The organism is Streptomyces sp. NEAU-sy36 (assembly GCF_013423905.1).
In the GTDB taxonomy this organism is placed as follows: domain Bacteria; phylum Actinomycetota; class Actinomycetes; order Streptomycetales; family Streptomycetaceae; genus Streptomyces; species Streptomyces misionensis.
This window is the reverse complement of record NZ_CP058977.1, coordinates 4,278,757-4,295,263: the sequence shown is the minus strand read 5'-3', so window position 1 is coordinate 4,295,263 and position 16,507 is coordinate 4,278,757. Positions and strand designations below refer to the sequence as shown.

General features: G+C 71.4%; 17 protein-coding genes and 3 pseudogenes. 7 read left to right on the top strand and 13 right to left on the bottom strand.

The features are described 5' to 3' along the window. Window positions 1-36: 36 nt before the first annotated feature. Window positions 37-954 carry a LysR family transcriptional regulator gene (locus HZZ00_RS19535; RefSeq protein ID WP_180333604.1) on the top strand — a complete coding sequence of 306 codons (918 nt, stop codon included), beginning with the start codon at window positions 37-39 and terminating at the stop codon, window positions 952-954. 70 nt (window positions 955-1,024) lie between these two features. On the opposite strand, the gene pcaD is transcribed toward HZZ00_RS19535, so the two are convergent. The 8 genes and pseudogenes from pcaD to HZZ00_RS19495 form a co-directional block, all read right to left on the bottom strand. Further along, window positions 1,025-2,152 (bottom strand): 3-oxoadipate enol-lactonase, encoded by a 1,128-nt coding sequence (gene pcaD / locus HZZ00_RS19530; protein WP_180327641.1) that lies wholly within the window; start codon window positions 2,150-2,152, stop codon window positions 1,025-1,027. Beyond that, window positions 2,149-3,480 carry a 3-carboxy-cis,cis-muconate cycloisomerase gene (gene pcaB / locus HZZ00_RS19525; RefSeq protein WP_180327640.1) on the bottom strand — a complete coding sequence of 444 codons (1,332 nt, stop codon included), beginning with the start codon at window positions 3,478-3,480 and terminating at the stop codon, window positions 2,149-2,151. Before pcaB ends, pcaD begins: the two co-directional genes overlap by 4 nt. After that, window positions 3,477-4,082: a protocatechuate 3,4-dioxygenase subunit alpha gene (gene pcaG, locus HZZ00_RS19520; protein ID WP_180327639.1), complete on the bottom strand. Its 606-nt coding sequence runs from the start codon at window positions 4,080-4,082 to the stop codon at window positions 3,477-3,479. The genes pcaB and pcaG overlap by 4 nt, the downstream gene beginning before the upstream one ends. A 5-nt stretch (window positions 4,083-4,087) precedes the next feature. Then, window positions 4,088-4,861: a protocatechuate 3,4-dioxygenase subunit beta gene (pcaH, locus tag HZZ00_RS19515; protein WP_180333603.1), complete on the bottom strand. Its 774-nt coding sequence runs from the start codon at window positions 4,859-4,861 to the stop codon at window positions 4,088-4,090. Between the two features lie 44 nt (window positions 4,862-4,905). Further along, window positions 4,906-5,192 (bottom strand): annotated as a pseudogene (locus HZZ00_RS19510) (3-oxoadipyl-CoA thiolase); the annotation flags it as partial. 49 nt (window positions 5,193-5,241) lie between these two features. Beyond that, a pseudogene (locus tag HZZ00_RS19505) lies at window positions 5,242-5,385 on the bottom strand (3-oxoadipyl-CoA thiolase); the annotation flags it as partial. Further along, complete coding sequence (locus HZZ00_RS19500; RefSeq protein ID WP_180327638.1) at window positions 5,382-6,050, bottom strand: CoA transferase subunit B; 669 nt, start codon at window positions 6,048-6,050, stop codon at window positions 5,382-5,384. The gene HZZ00_RS19500 and the pseudogene HZZ00_RS19505, both read right to left, overlap by 4 nt. Continuing rightward, window positions 6,050-6,832 carry a CoA transferase subunit A gene (locus HZZ00_RS19495; RefSeq protein WP_180327637.1) on the bottom strand — a complete coding sequence of 261 codons (783 nt, stop codon included), beginning with the start codon at window positions 6,830-6,832 and terminating at the stop codon, window positions 6,050-6,052. Before HZZ00_RS19495 ends, HZZ00_RS19500 begins: the two co-directional genes overlap by 1 nt. A gap of 238 nt (window positions 6,833-7,070) precedes the next feature. Here HZZ00_RS19495 and HZZ00_RS19490 point away from each other — a divergent pair, with 238 nt between their 5' ends. From HZZ00_RS19490 to HZZ00_RS19480, 3 genes are all read left to right on the top strand, one after another. Next, entirely contained in the window at window positions 7,071-7,535 is a 465-nt protein-coding gene (locus HZZ00_RS19490; RefSeq protein ID WP_180327636.1) for a MarR family winged helix-turn-helix transcriptional regulator, read from the top strand. 73 nt (window positions 7,536-7,608) lie between these two features. Then, entirely contained in the window at window positions 7,609-8,370 is a 762-nt protein-coding gene (locus tag HZZ00_RS19485; protein WP_180327635.1) for an IclR family transcriptional regulator, read from the top strand. A gap of 64 nt (window positions 8,371-8,434) precedes the next feature. Beyond that, a complete protein-coding gene (locus HZZ00_RS19480; RefSeq protein ID WP_180327634.1) occupies window positions 8,435-9,631 on the top strand; it encodes a 4-hydroxybenzoate 3-monooxygenase in 1,197 nt (398 codons plus the stop codon). Between the two features lie 188 nt (window positions 9,632-9,819). On the opposite strand, the gene HZZ00_RS19475 is transcribed toward HZZ00_RS19480, so the two are convergent. The 3 genes from HZZ00_RS19475 to HZZ00_RS19465 form a co-directional block, all read right to left on the bottom strand. After that, complete coding sequence (locus HZZ00_RS19475) at window positions 9,820-11,412, bottom strand: MFS transporter (RefSeq protein ID WP_180327633.1); 1,593 nt, start codon at window positions 11,410-11,412, stop codon at window positions 9,820-9,822. A gap of 168 nt (window positions 11,413-11,580) precedes the next feature. Further along, a complete protein-coding gene (locus HZZ00_RS19470) occupies window positions 11,581-12,054 on the bottom strand; it encodes a MarR family winged helix-turn-helix transcriptional regulator (protein WP_180327632.1) in 474 nt (157 codons plus the stop codon). A 213-nt stretch (window positions 12,055-12,267) separates the two neighbouring features. Then, the gene (locus HZZ00_RS19465; protein WP_180327631.1) at window positions 12,268-12,639 is read right to left on the bottom strand and encodes a hypothetical protein; all 372 of its coding nucleotides are present in this window, start codon (window positions 12,637-12,639) and stop codon (window positions 12,268-12,270) included. A gap of 358 nt (window positions 12,640-12,997) precedes the next feature. Between HZZ00_RS19465 and HZZ00_RS38635 the strand changes: the two are divergent. After that, a pseudogene (locus HZZ00_RS38635) lies at window positions 12,998-13,087 on the top strand (transcriptional regulator); the annotation flags it as partial. Between the two features lie 221 nt (window positions 13,088-13,308). Beyond that, window positions 13,309-13,911: an SDR family NAD(P)-dependent oxidoreductase gene (locus tag HZZ00_RS19455; protein WP_180327630.1), complete on the top strand. Its 603-nt coding sequence runs from the start codon at window positions 13,309-13,311 to the stop codon at window positions 13,909-13,911. 48 nt (window positions 13,912-13,959) lie between these two features. On the opposite strand, the gene HZZ00_RS19450 is transcribed toward HZZ00_RS19455, so the two are convergent. Beyond that, complete coding sequence (locus tag HZZ00_RS19450; RefSeq protein ID WP_180327629.1) at window positions 13,960-14,916, bottom strand: NADP-dependent oxidoreductase; 957 nt, start codon at window positions 14,914-14,916, stop codon at window positions 13,960-13,962. Between the two features lie 50 nt (window positions 14,917-14,966). Between HZZ00_RS19450 and HZZ00_RS19445 the strand changes: the two genes are divergently transcribed. Beyond that, a complete protein-coding gene (locus HZZ00_RS19445) occupies window positions 14,967-15,611 on the top strand; it encodes a TetR/AcrR family transcriptional regulator (protein ID WP_180327628.1) in 645 nt (214 codons plus the stop codon). Window positions 15,612-15,897: 286 nt separating this feature from the next. Here the strand turns inward: HZZ00_RS19445 and HZZ00_RS38630 are convergent, their stop codons facing one another. After that, window positions 15,898-16,440 (bottom strand): hypothetical protein, encoded by a 543-nt coding sequence (locus HZZ00_RS38630; RefSeq protein ID WP_257584874.1) that lies wholly within the window; start codon window positions 16,438-16,440, stop codon window positions 15,898-15,900. Window positions 16,441-16,507: the final 67 nt, after the last annotated feature.

Genomic DNA, 16,507 nt, shown 5'->3' with positions numbered 1-16,507 from the left:
CGGCCGGTCGCGGCCGAGCAACGAGAGAAGCACCCGGTGAACCTGGCCCGCCTCGACCTCAACCTCGTCGTCGCCCTGCGCGCCCTGCTGGAGGAGCGCAACGTCACCCGTGCCGGCCAACGCGTGGGGCTGAGCCAGCCGGCCATGAGCGCCGCCCTCGCCCGCCTGCGCAAACACTTCGACGACGACCTTCTGGCACGCGTCGGCGGGCACTACGAACTCACCGCCCTGGGCCAGGTGTTGCTCGATCGCACCGCGACCGCGTACGACGTCCTCGAACGCCTCTTCGCCAGCCAGGCCGCTTTCGACCCGAGCGCCGAGAAACGGGAGTTCCGCCTGTTCGCCTCGGACTACGCCGTCGCCGTCTTCGGCGCGGAACTGGCCCGCGTCGTGCACCAGGAGGCCCCCGGCATCCGGCTGCGCTTCACCCAGACGCCGCCCGCGGTGGCCGACGACACCGCCACTCTGCTCAGCGCGACCGACGGCCTGCTCATGCCCCACGGCGTCATCAGCGGCTTCCCCACCACCGATCTGTACGACGATCGCTGGGTGTTCCTCGTGGCCGAGAACCACCCGGACGTCGGCGAGACGCTCACCCGCGAGGACCTGGCGCGTCTGCCCTGGGTCACCTACCAGCGCACCTACGACGCCCCGGCCGTACGGCAACTCGGCATGCTCGGCGTCGAACCGCGCGTCGAGGTCTCCGTCGACAGCTTCCAGCTGCTGCCGCTCCTGGTCGCGGACACCCGCCGCATCGCCCTGGTACAGGCCCGCCTCGCCCGGCTCCTGCGGCCGGTCGCCGCCGTGCGCGTCGTGGCATCCCCCTACGAGGCGGTTCCCCTACGGGAGGCCCTGTGGTGGCACCCCGTCCACACCCACGACGCCGCGCACATATGGCTGCGCGAAACGGCCACCCGCGTCGCAGAGCGGATGGGCGGAACGCACCGGCTCTGACGGCGGCGCCTGGCACGTCGCCGGTAACCGGTAGCCGGTACGGGCGATGCCGGCGGCCCCGCGCCGTTCGTCAGTTTCGGGCCGCGTCGTCCTCCGCGAGCACCCGTTGCGCCACCCCGAACGCCGAGTTGGCCGCGGGTACCCCGCAGTACACCGCCGTCTGGAGCAGCACCGCGCCGATCTCCTCGGGGGTGAGCCCGTTGCGACGCGCCGCCCGTACGTGCATGGCCAGCTCGTCGTAGTGGCCGTGCGCGACCAGCGCCGTCAGTGTGATCATGCTGCGTTCGCGGCGGGTGAGGGTGGGATCGGTCCAGATCTCGCCCCAGGCATAACGGGAGATGAAGTCCTGGAAGCGTGCCGTGAACGGCGTCTGCCGGGACTGCGCGCGGTCCACGTGCGCGTCGCCCAGCACCTCGCGGCGCACCTCCATGCCACGTCGGGCGCTGCCCGAGAAGTGGGCGCGCAGTGCCGTCAGGACGGCCTCCGGGCGCTCGGCGGGTGCCAGGTGCGAGGCGCCGGGGATCTCCACGAGCGCCGCGCCCGGCACGGCGTCCGCGATCTCCCGAAGGTGCGCCGACGGCGTGGCCGGGTCCTCCCGCCCGGCGATGGCCAGCACCGGGACCGTGATCTCCGGGAGGCGGTCGGTGAGGTCGAACGCGGCCAGCGCGTCGCAGCAGGCGGCGTACGCCTGCGGGTCCGCCTCCCGCTGATCGCGGATCAGCCCCGGCACGGTGAAGCCCGGGGTGAACCAGCGAGCGTCCGCGCCCTCCGCGAGGCCGGCGAGCCCTTCCCTCCGTACGAGCGCCGCCCGCTCCTCCCACGGCTTGGCGCCGTTGAAGTGGGCCGAGGAGCAGATCACGGCCAGCGATGACAGCCGGTCCGGATGGTGCACGGCCAGGTGCAGCCCCACCGCACCGCCCAGGGAGACGCCCGCGTACGCGAACCGCTCGATGCCGAGGGCGTCGGCGAGCGCGAGAACCAGCCCCGCGAGATCGCCGACGGTCGCACCGGCACCGATCAGTCCGGCCGCCGAGCCGCCGTGCCCGGGCAGGTCCCAGCGCACGACGCGGTGCGTGACGGCAAGCTCGGGCGCCACCTTGTCCCACAGGGCGTACGAGGTGCCGAGGGACGGGCCGAGCAGCAGAGCCGGGGCTGAAGCGGGGCCTTCGAGGCGGTGGTCGAGCAGGATGTCGGTCAACGTCGCTCCAAAGCACGGTCGGTGAGGGCTCCGGCGGAGCCGGTATAACGCGCGGGGTCGGTCAGCTCGCCGAGGTCGACATCGGTCGACCCCGTCTCCTCGGCGAGGATTTCGGCCAGGGACCGGCCCTCTGTGTACGTGCGCCCGGCGGCGTCGGTGATCAGTTCCTTCGCGCGGGCGCGTCCGAGGACGGGCGCGAGTTCGGCGGACAGCCGCTCGGAGACGATCAGTCCGCGGGTGAGCCGGAGGTGTTCCGCCATGGCCTCCGGGCGCACCCGCAGCCCCTCGGTCAGTTCGGCCGCGAGTCGGGCGGCGCCGCCCACCAGACGGAGCAGGTCCCGCAGCGGCTCCCACTCGGCGTGCCAGGCACCGGCCGGCCGCTCGTCCTCGGCCACCAGTGAGCCGTGCAGCGTCGCCGCGAGCTGCGGGGCGCGGCGGGCACCGGACACGATCAGCGTGGCGCGCACCGGGTTCGCCTTGTGCGGCATGGCCGACGAGCCGCCGCCGCTGCCCTCCGCCACCTCGGCGATCTCGGTACGGGACAGGGTGAGTACGTCCACGGCCGTCTTGCCCAGCGCGCCGGCCGTGAAGGCCAGGCATCCGGCGAGGTCGGCGACCGGCGTGCGCAACGTGTGCCAGGGCAACAGGGGTTCGGCCAGGCCGAGTTCACGGGCATACGTGCCCGGCAGCGCGGTGGCGTCCGCGGCCCCGTACGCGGAGAAGGCCGCCAGCGTTCCGGCCGCGCCGCCGAGTTGCGCGGGCAGCGAGCCGCGTACCGTCGTCACCCGGTCCCGGGCGTCCAGCACCAGCGACCGCCACCCGGCCGCCTTCAGCCCGAACGTCGTCGGTACGGCGTGCTGGGTCAGCGTGCGCCCCGGCATCGGCGTGTCGCGGTGCTCGGCGGCCAGGCCTGCCAGCGCCCGCTCGATGCGCCCGAGGTCGCCGAGGACGAGGTCCAGGGTGCGCACGGCGACCAGCATCATCGCCGTGTCCATGATGTCCTGGCTGGTCGCCCCCCGGTGCACGTAGGGGCCGTGCTCCGCGCCGACCACCCGGGTCAGCTCCGCGACCAGCGGGATCACCGGGTTTCCGCCGTTTCGTGCCCGCTCGGCGAGGGACGCGACGTCGAAACCGGCCGTGCGTGCCGCCTCCGTCACCGCTGTGGCCGCCTCTTCGGGTGCGAGTCCCAGGGCCGCCTGGGCGCGGGTCAGCGCGACCTCCGCGTCGAGCAGCGCGCGCAGGAACGCCGTGTCGGACGTCTCTGCGGCGGCCGGGGAACCGGCCCACCCGGGGGCGAGCAGACCGGTGTCGATGTCGGCTGATGTCACTGGAACTCCAGGAAGACCGTCTCGCCCTCGCCCTGAAGGCGGATGTCGAAACGGTACGTGCCGGCGCCCTCCTCGGCCGCGACCAGCGTGTCGCGCCGCCCGGCGTCCAGCCGGGACAGCAGCGGGTCCGCCGTCAGCGCCGCCTCGTCGCCCGGCAGGTAGATCCGGGTGAACAGGTGCACCAGCAGACCCCGCGCGAACACGCAGACACTGAGGTACGGCGCGTTGCCGCCGCGAGCTCCGGGGCGGAGCGTACGGGCGTACCAGTGGCCGTTGGCGTCGGTCTGCATCCGCCCGAAGCCGGTGAACTCCACGCCGTTCCGGCCGAGGAAGCCACCGCTCGCCGGGTCCCGCCGCAGGGAACCGTCCGCAGTCGGCACGTCCCCCTGGGGGTCCGGCCCCCACAGCTCCAGCAGCGCGTCCGGCAGCGGCCGGCCCTCGCCGTCGTACACGTACCCGTGCAGGGTGACGGTGTCCGGGTGCCCCGCCGGCGCGATGTCCTCTCCTCCGGGGAACGGCAGCGCGTAGCCGTAGAAGGGGCCGACGGTGTGCGAGGGAGTGGGCAGCACGCCGTTCGCGGCGGTGGTGTCGGTGTTCGCCATGGTGGTCAGCGCCCTTCTTCCATCCAGGTGCCGTTCGGCCCGTCCAGCACGATGTCCCAGTGGTAGCCGAGCGAGAACTCCGGCACCGACAGACTGTGGTCGTACGTCGCGACCAGCCGCTGCCGCGCCGCGGCGTCCGTCACCGACTGAAGGATCGGGTCGTACGGGAAGAGCGGGTCGTTCGGGAAGTACATCTGCGTCACGAGCCGTTGGGTGAAGGCCGAACCGAAGACGGAGAAGTGGATGTGTGCCGGCCGCCAGGCGTTGACGTGGTTGCGCCAGGGGTACGGGCCCGGCTGGATGGTGGTGAAGCGGTAGCAGCCGTCCGTGTCGGTGAGGGCGCGGCCCACCCCGGTGAAGTTCGGGTCCAGCGGGGCGTCGTGCTGCTCGCGCCGATGCGCGTACCGCCCGGCCGAGTTGGCCTGCCAGATCTCGATGAGCTGGCCGCGCACGGGACGGCCGTCGCGGTCCAGCAGTCGGCCGGAGACGGTGATGCGCTCGCCGACGGGCTCGCCGGTGTGCTGCCGGGTGAGGTCGTTGTCGATCTCGGTGATGTCCCGTTCCCCGAACGCGGGGGAGGACAACTCCACCATCTCCGGGTCCCTGGCGACGTCGATGGCGATCAGCGGCTGCTTCGGGTGGCGCAGCACCGAGGAGCGGTACGGCGCGTAGTCGCGGCGGGGATGGTGCTCGACGGGCGCGCCGTCGGCGACCCGCCTCTCGTACGCGGCGCGCTCGGCCGCGATTTCCCGGTCTATGTCGTGCTGTGTGAGGGCCATGGTGGCCGGACTCCTTTGTCCTGGTGCGCTCGGGCCTGGGACCAGCGTTCGAGGACGAGGGCGAGACCCTGGCCGACGCCGATGCAGAGGGCGGCGACACCGCCGCCACTGCCCTTGCGGGAGAGCTGGTGCGCGACGGTGCCGGCGAGGCGGGCGCCGGAGGCGCCGAGCGGGTGGCCGAGAGCGATGGCGCCGCCCTGCGGGTTGAGGATGGCGGGGTCGAACCCCGGCCACTCGGCCACACAACCGAGGCCCTGGGCGGCGAACGCCTCGCCAGTACGTCCACATCGGTGAACGACCTGCCGGCCTTGGCCAGCGCGCGGTTGGTGCTCCTCGCCGGCACCGTTGGCATGGACGAAGCAGACGTCCTCGATACGCGAGTGGTCGAGGCCGGGCGCACGGACGAGGAGTCCACGGATGACGTGGGCGGCCAGGTCGTCCGGTCGGGCCGGGGCCAGAGCGCCGTTGTGGCGGCCGACGGGGGTGCGGACGGCATCGACGACGTGGACGTCGCGGGGACTCATGACGCCATCTCCTGGGTCGGGTCCTCGAGTTCTCGCGGGACACGGACCTCGGCGGCGGTCTTCGTGACGATCTCGTCCACGGTGACGTCCGGCGCGGTCTCCACGAGCACCAGTCCGTCGGGGGTCACGTCCAGCACGCCGAGATCGCTGATGATCCGGTTCACGCACGCCTTGCCCGTCAGCGGCAGCGCGCACTCGGCCAGGATCTTCGGTGAGCCGTCCTTCGCGGTGTGTGACATCACGACGATGACGGTCCGGGCACCGTGGACCAGGTCCATCGCGCCGCCGATACCGGTGATCATCTTGCCGGGGATGGCCCAGTTGGCCAGATCTCCCTTCTCGGAGACCTGCATGGCGCCGAGCACGGCGACGTCGATGTGACCGCCGCGGATCATCGCGAACGACAGGGAGGAGTCGAAGAAGGACGCGCCGGGCAGGACCGTGACGGTCTCCTTGCCCGCGTTGATCAGATCGGGGTCCACCCGGTCGTCGGTCGGGTACGGGCCGGTGCCCAGGATGCCGTTCTCCGACTCCAGAACGACCTCGACGCCCCTGGGCAGGTGGTTCGGGATCAGGGTCGGCAGGCCGATGCCGAGGTTGACGTACTGGCCGTCCTTCAGCTCCTGGGCCGCACGGGCGGCCATGCCTTCACGCGTCCAGGCCATCAGCCGCTCACCGTTCCTCGTGCCGGGGGCGCGGAAACCGTGCGCCGTTCGATCTGCTTGTCCGCCGCCTGCTCCGCTGTGAGCGCGACCACCCGCTGCACGAAGATGCCCGGCAGGTGCACCGCATCGGGATCGATCTCACCGGGCTCGACGAGCTCCTCGACCTCCGCGATCGCGACGCGCCCGGCCATCGCGGCCAGCGGGTTGAAGTTCCGCGAGGACTTGTTGAACACGAGGTTCCCGTGCCGGTCGCCCTTGGCGGCCCGTACGAGGGCGAAGTCGGTGCGGATGCCGCGCTCCAGTACGTACTCGGCGCCGTCGAACTCGCGGACCTCCTTGGGCGGCGAAGCCAGTGCCACCCCGCCGTTTCCGTCGTAGCGCCACGGCAGCCCGCCGTCGGCGACCTGCGTGCCCACGCCGGCCGGGGTGTAGAAGGCGGGGATCCCGGCCCCGCCGGCGCGCAGCCGCTCGGCCAGCGTGCCCTGCGGAATCATCTCGACCTCCAGCTCGCCGGCCAGGTACTGCCGCGCGAACTCCTTGTTGGCGCCGATGTACGACCCGGTCACGCGGGCGATCCGGCCGGCCGCCAGCAGCACCGCGAGTCCCGAGTCCAGGGCCCCGCAGTTGTTGGAGACGACGCACAGTCGGCGGACCCCGCGCTCGTACAGGGCATCGATCAGTACGTTCGGTACGCCGCTCAACCCGAAACCGCCCACCGCCAGCGACGCGCCGTCCGGCACGTCCGCCACCGCGTCGGCCGCTGTCGGCACCACCTTGTCCATCGGAGTGGCCCCATTTCCCATTGGCAACTAGTCAGTACACTGACTTTCCCGGTGAGGTTTCCGTACGCTGCCACTTCCCAAGAGGGTCGTCAAGACCCCTTTCGACGAAGGATTTCCCGAAACATGTGGCCGCACCGGAAGGACCCTGGGCTTCAGGTCAGTCACTTGTTATCGTTCAGTGCACGGAACGAATCCGGTCTGCGGACGGACGCGCTGACACCTGAGACGAGGAGCACGGATGGCGGCGGTGGACCTGAACTCCCACCCGGGGCACCTCGCCCGGCGGCTCCAGCAGGCACACCACCTGCTGTGGACGACGATGGTCTCCGAGGAGATCACCTCACCGCAGTTCGCGGTCCTCAACACGCTCGTCGCCGAACCCGGCCTCGACCAGCGCACGGTGGGCGAGCGGGTCGGCCTCGACCGCTCCACCATCGCCGAGGTGATCAGTCGGCTCATCCGGCGCGGCTTCCTCGACAAGGACCGTGATCCGCAGGACGGCCGGCGCTTCCTGCTGCGTCTGACCGACGACGGCTTGCGCGCCCACCGCAAGCTGACGGTGCGCACCGCCCGGATGAACCAGGTGTTCCTGGCACCGCTCTCCACCGAGGAGCAGACCCTCCTCCTCGGCCTCGTCCGGCGCGTGGCCGACGCCGCCGATGAACTCCGCGGGCCGACGGACCACCTGGCCACGCGATCCTGAATCCAGCCGGGCAGCGAGGAGCGGTGGCGGGCCCCGCCCGGGTCACCGCCCACCGAACGGAAGGACGTCGGACATGGCCGGCAACGCCGCGAGCCGCGGGCGCTCGGTGACCAGCCGCGCCCTGGCGATCCTCGGCGCCTTCGACGAGCGGCACCGTCAGCTCAGCCTCACCGATCTCGCGGCCCGCGCCGGCCTTCCCGCCGCGACAGCGCACCGGCTGGTCGCCGATCTCGCCGCCTGGGGGGCGCTGAGCCGCACCGAGTCGGGCAAGTACGTCGTCGGACGCCGACTGTGGGACATCGGCCTGCTCGCGCCCGTGCACGCGGGGCTGGGGCAGATCGCCTCGCCGTACCTCCACGACCTGTACGGTGCGACCCGGGCCACCGTCCACCTCGCGGTACGCGACGGCCGGCGGGCGCTGTACGTCGACCGGCTCTCCGGGCACGCCTCGGTGCCGGTGGTCAGCGCGATCGGGTCGCGGCTGCCGCTGCACGCGACGGGGGTGGGCAAGGTACTGCTCGCGTACGCGCCGGCCGGCATCCAGGGCCAGGTGCTCGACGACCTGCCGCGGATGACGCCGTACACGGTGACCCAGCCGGGCCGGTTGCTCCGCCAGCTGGAGAAGGTGCGCGAGGACGACTTCGCCACGACGGGGGAGGAGATGACCCTGGGCGCGTGCTCGGTGGCCGTGCCGATCCGGGCCGGCGGTGACGTGGTGGCCGCACTCGGCGTCGTGCTCCCCCAACTCAAGCCTGACCGGGGACGGTTGGTCGGTGCCCTGCACGTGGCGGCGCGGGGCATCGGGCGCGGTATCCCCGGACCGGTGGCCGGCTGACCTGCTTCCACTGGACGGAAGGACAGGGTGGTCGAAGCGACCGGACGGTCCGAGAATGCCGGCCATGACCTCGTCACGCGTCCGAAGCCGCACGCAGATCGGCATCGTTGGAGCCGGCCCTGCCGGACTCATGCTCTCCCACCTGCTGGCCAGGGCCGGGATCGACTCGGTCGTGGTCGATCTGCGCGGCCGCCGGGAGATCGAACAGACCCACCGCGCCGGAATCCTCGAACAGGACTCCGTCGACCTCCTGGTCGGCACCGGCGTCTCCGCACGGGTGCACCGGGACGGTTACCGCCACGACGGCATCGAACTCGCCTTCGGCGGAGGCAGCCACCGCATCGACTTCCAGCAGCTGGTCGGCGCCTCGACCCAGCTCTACCCCCAGACGGACGTCTTCATCGACCTCGCCGATGCCCGGGAGCGCGACGGCGGCGACGTCCGGTTCGGCGTCACCGACGTGTCGGTCGACGACGTCGTCTCCGACTCGCCCGTCCTGCGCTTCACCGACGCCGACGGGACCGGTCACGAGGTCCGCGCCGACTTCCTGGTGGGCGCCGACGGATCACGAAGCCTGTGCCGCCGCGAGGTACCGGAAGCGGCACGCACGCAGTACTTCCGCGCATACCCCTTCGCCTGGTTCGGGATCCTCACCGAGGCACCGCCCAGCGCACCGGAGCTGATCTACAACCACTCCCCGCGAGGCTTCGCACTGATCAGCCGGCGCACCGAGACCCTCCAGCGGATGTACTTCCAGTGCGACCCCGCGGAGGACGCCACCGCCTGGTCCGACGACCGGATCTGGGACGAGCTCCAGTCGCGGGTCGGGGCCAACGGCCACCGCCTCAAGGAGGGACCGATCACCTCCAAGACCGTCCTGCCCTTCCGCAGCTTCGTCCAGGAGCCGATGCACCACGGGCGGCTGGTGCTGGCCGGAGATGCCGCGCACACGGTTCCGCCGACCGGCGCCAAGGGCCTCAACCTGGCACTCGCCGACGTGCGCGTGTTGGCCGAGGAACTCGAGAGGGCGGTCGCCCGCGGTGACACCGCCCCGCTCACCTCCTACAGCGAGCGGGCGCTGCGCCGGGTCTGGAAGGCCCAGCACTTCTCCTACTGGATGACCACCATGCTGCACACGCTTCCGGAGGCCTCCCCGTTCGACGTCCGGCGCCAGGAGGGGGAGCTGGCCGCGGTGACCGGTTCCACCGCGGGGTCGACCTACCTCGCCGAGGCGTACACCGGCTGGCCGCGAGGGCGGTGAACCGGGCACTGCCCTGCCGGGCGCCGGCTGCGCACCAGTTCGACGGCCTCACCGGCTTTCCAGTGAACAGGGGAGGGCCCTGCGACGCCCGACCGCGTCGCGGGGCCCCTTGGGCGGCCCGGCCGAGGCGTGGCGGGGCTTCCCTTCCCGCAGTGCGCCCTCGCCTCGGCGGGCAGGGATGCCGGCCCTCAGTGACGGGCCGCCTCGGGGTTGCGTCGCACGCCCGTGACGGCGAGCAGCGCGCCGAGCACACACAGGACGCCGGAGACCAGCACGGCACTGTGGACGCCGTTCATGAACGCCTGGCGGCTGCCCTCGACGACCGCCGACCTGATCGAGGCGGGCATGTCGCCCGAGACCGGAGCGACGCCCATGGCCACCGCGTCCTTCGCCGCCTCGGAGAAGCGGCCGGCCGCATCGGCGTGCAGGCCGGAGGAGGTCAGCTCCCCGGTCAGGGTCGAGCCGACCCGACTGCTGATGAGGGAGACCAGGACGGACGTGCCGAGCGCGCCGCCGACCTGCAGAGCGGTGGCCTGGAGACCACCCGCGACACCGCCGTCCTTCACCGGCGCGTTGCCGACGATGGCATCGGAGGAGGACGCCATCACCATGCCGACGCCGAGGCCCAGCGCGATGAAGGGGGGCCACATCGCGCCGTAGGAGGAGTGCGCCCCCCAGCCGAGCATCGTGAAGCAGGCGACGGCCTGGAGCGCCATGCCGAGCGGCATCGTGAGGCGAGGGCCGAACCTCTCGGTCAGCGCCGCGCCCAACGGGGAGGCCACCACGGAGGCGAGGCTGAGCGGCAGGGTACGGACACCGGCCTCGACCGGAGTGAACCCCCGCACGTTCTGCAGATACAGCATCACGAAGAAGATCACGCCGAGCAGGACGAAGAAGTTCAGTGCGGTGATGACGGTGCCGATGGTCAGCGCCGGATCGCGGAAGAGACGCATGGGCAGCAGCGGGTGCGCCACGCGGGTCTCGTACCAGCCGAAGAGCAGCAGGACCACGACACCCGCGCCCATGGCGCCCAATGTGCCGGCGGAGGTCCAGCCCCAGGTCTCGCCCTTGACGACACCGAAGACGACGGCGAGCAGACCGAGTGCGAGCAGTACGACCCCCGGGAAGTCGAACCTCTCCCGCGCCGTCGTGTTCCTGCTCTGCGGCAACACCGCGATGCTGAAGACGAGCGCGACCGCACCGACGGGGGCGTTGATGTAGAAGACCGATTCCCAGTTGACGTGCTCGACGAGCAGACCGCCCACGATCGGACCGAGCGCCGTGGAGACCGACGACACCATGGCCCAGATCCCCACGGCCATGCCGAACTTGCTCGGCGGGAAGACGGCGCGCAGCATGCCGAGGGTGTTGGGCATCAGCAGCGCCCCGAAGAACCCCTGGAAGGCCCGGAATACGATGACGCCTTCGATGGACCCCGACAGACCGATGGCGACGGAGGCGAGGGTGAAGCCGGCGACACCGATCAGGTAGAAGGTGCGGCGGCCGAAGCGGTCGCCGAGCTTGCCGCCCAGGATGAGGGTCGCGGCGAGGGCGAGCAGGTAGGCGTTGGTGACCCATTGGAGGTCGGCGGTGGAGGCGTCCAGGTCGCGGCCGATCTCCGGATTGGCGATCGAGACGACGGAACCGTCCAGACCGACCATGAACAGCCCGAAGGCGACGGCGACGAGGGTCAGCCAGGGGTTGTCCCGACGACCGCGCGGTCCGGCCGGATGCGCCGAAGGGGCAGGTGGAGCCGAGGAGTTGGTGACTTCCGAGGACATGAAGGCGTGAGTCCTTGATCAGACGTTGGGGGCAAGTGGCAGCGGACGACTCTGCGGCTCCGCGCAGGATGACCAGCCGTGTCCGGCGAAGGTGCGGCCGGACACGGCTGGGAGAAAGCGGGAAGGGCCGCCCGCCGTCGTCGCGTACCGGCTGGGCCGGTGCGCGTCTCAGTCGACGGCGGGGTGAAGGCGCTTGTTCAGTTCCTGCAGAGAGGACAGCGCCGAGCCGAGGGCGTCGAGTTCGCCGTCGGTCATGGTGCGCAGCGCCTGGGCGACCTGGCCGCTCATGAGGTGCCGAACCTCGCCGATCTGCTGACGGGAGGTCACGGTGAGGTGTAGATGCGCGATGCGCTTGTCCTGCGGGTCCTGCCGACGCTCCAGCAGTCCCTGTTCGCTCAACTGCGTCACCAGGGCGCTGACGTTGTTGGGCTTCATCAGCAGAGCCGCCGCCGCTCGGCGAACGGTGACGCCATCGTTGGCCTCGACGTGGCGCAGCAGCGCGAGCTGCGCCTCCGGCGGCTTGGGGTGCGGAAACTCCAGATCGACCCGGCGTTCCAAGGCACGGGCCAGCGCGGGCAGGCATGCCACGAGCCCGGCGGCTACGTGGTCGATGTCCTGGGCGGACGCGCTGGTCTTGGGCACACGGAAATTTTAGGTACGGTCATATAGGTATGTCAAAGTACCTACCTGCTGGGCTGCCCTCGGGCGCTCGCCACGGGTCCTCGATGCCCCGGCTCGGCGGTTCGGCGAGCCGTCGTCGGCGAACCGCCCACCGCCGCCGGACGGCGGCCCTCGTGAAGGACTCGGCCGGCGCGTCGATCACCGTTCCGTCGGGCGGCGGTTGAAGCGGGCGCGTCAGACGGGCGGGCAGCCGAACCAGTCGACCGTGCCGGCGCCGGCGCCGGAGGTGTGGCCGAGGCACCTGATGGTCGTGCTGTGCACGGTCGTGGACCGGTCGACTCCAGCCTCCACGCTCTCACCCTTGTAGTGGCGCTCGACGAGGGTGTCGATCTCCACGGTGTACCACCGATGCTCCTGGGACGGGATGCTGCAGCCCCGGGCGGTCACGGTGCGGCTGGGCCCGCTGTCCCACACGTCCTGCTCGGCACGGGCGCAGTGCGCGCCTGCGGAGGCGGCGGCGGGGGAAGCAGCGGTCGCGAGCGGGGCCAGCGCGCCTATGGCGATCGCCGCGGCGGCACCGAGCACGTGTTTCACAGTCGGGTTCATCCTTGGGTCCTCCTGACGGGCAGGGTCATCGACCGGAGCCGTGGGGTCGTCTCCTTGTGATCGTCACACCGGGGCGGTGGTGTCGGCCTGGTGGCCAGGGGCTGGTTCCTCCTACCCGGTGACCTCGGTGCTGCCAATGCAGCAGACCGCTGCCCTCCCCGTGCACGCCGCCGTCTCGGCGACCAGGGCCACGGTCAAGGACGGCCCGGGCAGGCACCCTTCGACCTCTGCCACACCGCGTACCACCCGGCTGTGCGATGGGGTGACGGATGATGGCCTGCATGAACCAACTCGGTGACACGCTGCGGGCGTGGCGGGATCGGCTGGATCCCGCGCAGGTGGGGTGGGGGCACGGGACATGTGGAGCAGCCGGTCGGTGGGCGGTCACGAGAGTGCGCGCAAGTACGCCGAACACCCCGAGGTCGGAGACATCGCCCTGATCTCCGATGTGCTGACCACGCAGGGCGATCTCCGACTCGTGGTGTACACACCGCAGCCGGGGCACCGACGCCCGCGGCAAACCCGCTGCTCGCCGCCGTGGACGTCCAGAAGATGTCCCTCCAGTGAGGGGTCCGCTTCCGTGGGTGGTACGCGCTGTACCAGGAAGCGCCGTGGCTCCCGGTCAGGCTCGCTGGGACGCAGCATCGAGTCCGTGAACAGCGCACCACGGTGCTGTTCGGAGCGGAGACCGCCCGTCGTCTCGTCGAGGCGGGGCACACCGTCGTCGGCGCCCGTGATCCCGAGCGCGGCCGGGCCGCGGCCGCGTCACTGGGCGCCCGGTTCGTCCGGATCGACGTGACCGACGACGCCTCGGTCGAGGCCGCCGCGGCCGACGTCGCCGCGCACGAAGGGGCCATCGACGTCCTGGTCAACAACGCCGGCGTACTCGGCCGGGTCGGGCCCGTCGAGGAGTACACCGCGGCCGACATGAGCGCCGTCCTCGACGTGAACGTCGTCGGCGTCGTGCGCGTCACGCACGCCTTCCTGCCGCTGCTGCGCAAGTCGTCGCACCCTGTCATCGTCAACGTGTCCACGGGAATGGGCTCGTTCGGCATGACCCAGGACCCGGCTCGGATCGAGTCGCAGTACGCCAGGGAACTCAAGGACATGAAGGTCAACGCCGCCGACCCCGGCCAGACCGCCACCGACTTCACCGGAGGCATCGGGCACAGTGTGGCCGAGGGCGCCGATTCCATCGTGGCCCTCGCGACGATCGGCCCGGACGGTCCCACCGGACAGTTCGTCGACCGTTCCGGCACCCTCCCCTGGTGACCCTGATCCGCCCCGACCGCCAGGCCGGACGGCCGAGTGGACTTCGGCCTAGAGGTCGATGACGATCTTGCCCCGCACGTGCCGACCGGCTTGGAGCTCGGCCGCGCGGCGGATCTGCTCGATCGGGAAGCTACCCGCGAGAGGCACCCGCAGCCGGCCCGCGGCGACCAGGCGGGCGATCTCTTCCAGGGCTCCGGGGGCCGCGTTCGCGCCGTTTCCCGCTGCCACGCCCTCGACCTGCGCGGCGATGGTGCAGATGCGGCTGTCCGGGACGCCGAGTTCCCTTGCGACGTGCACTGTCTCGGTCCCGTACAGGTCGAGGGCGGCGGTGACACCGTCGGGCGCGAGGGCTCGCACGCGATCGGCCAGGCCGTCTCCGTAGGTGACCGGTTCGGCTCCGAGGCCACGCAGGTGGTCGGCCGATGACGCCGCTCCCGTCCCGATCACGCGCGCTCCCGCGATCCGCGCCAGCTGAACGGCGAACACCCCGACGCCACCCCCGGCGCCGCCGATCAGCACGGTGTCGTCCGGGCCGGGGTCGATCGAGGCGAGGGCGGCGGATGCCGTGCGGCCGGCGATGGTGAGCGTGGCGGCGGTGCGGTCGTCGACGCCGTCGGGTGTGTGGTGGGCCTCGTTGGCCGCAATTCCCCCGGCGGGGTCGACCACCACGAAGTCGGCGACCGCGCGGGACAAGGCTCCTCCGAACACCCGGTCGCCGGGCGCGAAGCCGCTTACCCCGTCACCGACCTGGTCGACCACCCCCGCGTAGTCGGTCCCGAACCCGACGGGCAGGGTCAGTCCGAACCCGGCGGCGGTGTCCGCATCGGCGGTCATGATCCAGTCCATCGGGTTCAGGCCGGCCGCGGTGACCCGTACACGGAGCTGCCCCGGGCCGGCCTGCGGCGCGGGGACCTCGCGGACGTCCAGGACCTCCGGGCCGCCGAATGAATCGAGCCGGACCGCCCTGCTGCCGCCCGCGCTCGGTTGCCTGCGCTGTGTCTGCACGCGCGCTCGTCTCCTCTGCCGCACGGAGAAACGGACTATGCTCCGTTTACATGAACGACCGTAGCACAAACGGAGCGCGTTCCGTTTCTGGTGGGGCGGGGGCCCGCCCGCCGCGGGCGGACGCCGTCCGCAACCGTGACCAGCTCCTCGCGGTGGCGACTCGCGTCTTCATGTCGTCCGACGCCGAGCCGTCGATGCGCGTGATCGCCCGCGAGGCAGGGGTCGGTATCGGCACCCTCTACCGGCACTTTCCGACCCGGGAGTCGCTCGTCGACGCGGTCTACCAGGACCAGGTCGTCCGTCTGACGACGGGCGCCCGCGAACTGCTCGGCCAACTGCCTCCGTCCACGGCGATGCGGCACTGGATGGACTTGTTCGGGGACTGGATCGCCACCAAGAACGGCATGCTCGACACGTTGCTCGCGATGATCGAATCGGGTGAGATCACCCATGCGCAGACCCGGACCGAGCTGCTGACGGCCATCGAAACGATCCTCGACGCTGGGCGCGCGACAGGGGAACTGCGCTCCGATGTGACCGCGGACGACGTCGCCGCCGCGCTCATCGGCATCTTCACCGTGTTCCCCCCGCCTGGACACGGGACCAAGGCCGCCCGCTTGCTCGACCTCCTGATGGACGGCCTCCGGCCCCACGGCCGTCCGGGCTCCCACGAACCGCAGGACCCGGCTTCCTGAGCACGCCAGAAGGGAGCTTCGGAGGCTTCGGGGCAGACGGTGCCGCAAGCGCATGCCCCGTCCGGGTGGGAGCCGCGGGAGGGGATGCGACCGCGGCCGCCCTCACCGTCAACACGCGCGGGGTCGCCAATGCCTGACCGCAGGCGGACGGACAAGCCCCCGGACTCCACACCGCAGGCATCTTCCTCTGGTCCGCCCGATGATCCAAGCGAAACTGCCTGACTGTGAGCGCGGCCTGCCCCGGCCACCCCAGGAAGTGCGAGGGGCAGGCGGCTGACGGTGTCGCTCAGAGGCCACCGACCTTGGCTGGGAACTTCTGGATCGTCGCGATCGTGGTGTCGGGGTCATCCGGGAGGACCAGGTCGACCGGGTCTTGCAACTGGTACAAGTCGCCCCTCGGCGGGTATTGGGTGAGCTTACCGATGAGTTTGGCCGGGTCCTTCGTCGTCAGGACCAGTGGTTCGCCCTCGGACTGTTCGATGGTCATGGTGAAGGGTGCGACGACCACGTGCTCGTAGCGCGGCGGGAATTTCTGGATCAGCCGCAACCGGCTCGGCGCATCGACGTCCACATCGTTCTGCTCGATCGTGATCGTGCCCCCTGCCCCGTCGCCGTCGCCGTCGCCGCCGTCGCCGGGCAGCTCCGCGCTGTACCTGAAGCCGACCATCCTCATCCGCACGCTGTTCATCGGGTCGTCGGGGTCCACATCGACGCGTTGCCTGAAACCGCCCCTGAAGTCCACGCTGACCAATGAGGTCCGGATCTGGAGAGGGGTGTTGATGGCGAGCGAGCTGCACGGGATCTCCGCGCCGATGGGTGGCAGGGACATGAGGGTTCCTTCATCGCGATGGAGTGGGTACGGCGAGCACATCACGGCGGCCTTCGGTGGCCGGTCG

Bases quoted from the DNA above. Each gene is read 5' to 3' on its own strand.
- pcaG (WP_180327639.1), bottom strand. From the start codon at position 4,082: ATGGCGAACACCGACACCACCGCCGCGAACGGCGTGCTGCCCACTCCC.
- pcaH (WP_180333603.1), bottom strand. From the start codon at position 4,861: ATGGCCCTCACACAGCACGACATAGACCGGGAAATCGCGGCCGAGCGC.
- HZZ00_RS19500 (WP_180327638.1), bottom strand. From the start codon at position 6,050: ATGGCCTGGACGCGTGAAGGCATGGCCGCCCGTGCGGCCCAGGAGCTG.
- HZZ00_RS19495 (WP_180327637.1), bottom strand. From the start codon at position 6,832: ATGGACAAGGTGGTGCCGACAGCGGCCGACGCGGTGGCGGACGTGCCG.
- HZZ00_RS19490 (WP_180327636.1), top strand. From the start codon at position 7,071: ATGGCGGCGGTGGACCTGAACTCCCACCCGGGGCACCTCGCCCGGCGG.
- HZZ00_RS19485 (WP_180327635.1), top strand. From the start codon at position 7,609: ATGGCCGGCAACGCCGCGAGCCGCGGGCGCTCGGTGACCAGCCGCGCC.
- HZZ00_RS19480 (WP_180327634.1), top strand. From the start codon at position 8,435: ATGACCTCGTCACGCGTCCGAAGCCGCACGCAGATCGGCATCGTTGGA.
- HZZ00_RS19475 (WP_180327633.1), bottom strand. From the start codon at position 11,412: ATGTCCTCGGAAGTCACCAACTCCTCGGCTCCACCTGCCCCTTCGGCG.
- HZZ00_RS19465 (WP_180327631.1), bottom strand. From the start codon at position 12,639: ATGAACCCGACTGTGAAACACGTGCTCGGTGCCGCCGCGGCGATCGCC.
- HZZ00_RS19445 (WP_180327628.1), top strand. From the start codon at position 14,967: ATGAACGACCGTAGCACAAACGGAGCGCGTTCCGTTTCTGGTGGGGCG.
- HZZ00_RS38630 (WP_257584874.1), bottom strand. From the start codon at position 16,440: ATGTCCCTGCCACCCATCGGCGCGGAGATCCCGTGCAGCTCGCTCGCC.